The organism is Pontimicrobium sp. MEBiC01747, assembly GCF_053601635.1.
This window is the reverse complement of sequence record NZ_JBSHNS010000001.1, coordinates 1-673: the sequence shown is the minus strand read 5'-3', so window position 1 is coordinate 673 and position 673 is coordinate 1. Positions and strand designations below refer to the sequence as shown.

Annotated in this window: 2 pseudogenes; both read right to left on the bottom strand. The window is 31.8% G+C overall.

The window, feature by feature from the left end:
- Nucleotides 1-150, bottom strand: a pseudogene (locus ACVC2P_RS00010) (ABC transporter substrate-binding protein); the annotation flags it as partial.
- A gap of 61 nt (nucleotides 151-211) precedes the next feature.
- A pseudogene (locus ACVC2P_RS00005) lies at nucleotides 212-673 on the bottom strand (phosphorylase); the annotation flags it as partial.

The following is a 673-nucleotide window of genomic DNA, read 5'->3' as shown; positions in this document are numbered from 1 at the left end:
ACGAAGTCCTTTACACATAGCACCAGTTCCGCCAAAATAATCTTTCCAACGTAAATTGATGTCTTTTTCTTTGTATTCGCCGTTTTTTAAACCTAAATACCAAGCTAAATTAAAATGTTCTGGAACGCCTCCAATATTAATTTGTTTCATATCTATAACTCGAGAAAGCGAGTGCCTTTTTTTACTATTTTCTTAATAAATGAAAAAATACTTACTCTACTAATTTATTTAAAGTATAAAGAATTAAATCTTCAACCACAGCTTTAGGATTATCGCTAAACTCACCAGTGGCTCTGTTAGCAATAATAGCATTCATAGATAGTGCTTTATGTCCTAAAAGTGAAGATAAGCCGTAAATACCTGCAGTTTCCATTTCTAGATTTGTTATTGGTCGACCTTCATAGCTAAAACTTGCTAATTTATCATTTAAACTGTTATCTTGTATTGGAAGCCTTAAAATACGACCTTGAGGGCCATAAAATCCTACATTGGTAGCTGTAAACCCTTTACGTGTTTTATTAGAGTCTAGCTTGTTTAATAAAGTATCATTACATTTTACAACATAGGGACTGGATTTATCCGAGAACCAATTGGTATACTCCATTAAAGCATTAGAAATAGCTTTGTATTGTACATGTTCGCTATTATAAAAATGCAATAAACTATCAAAACC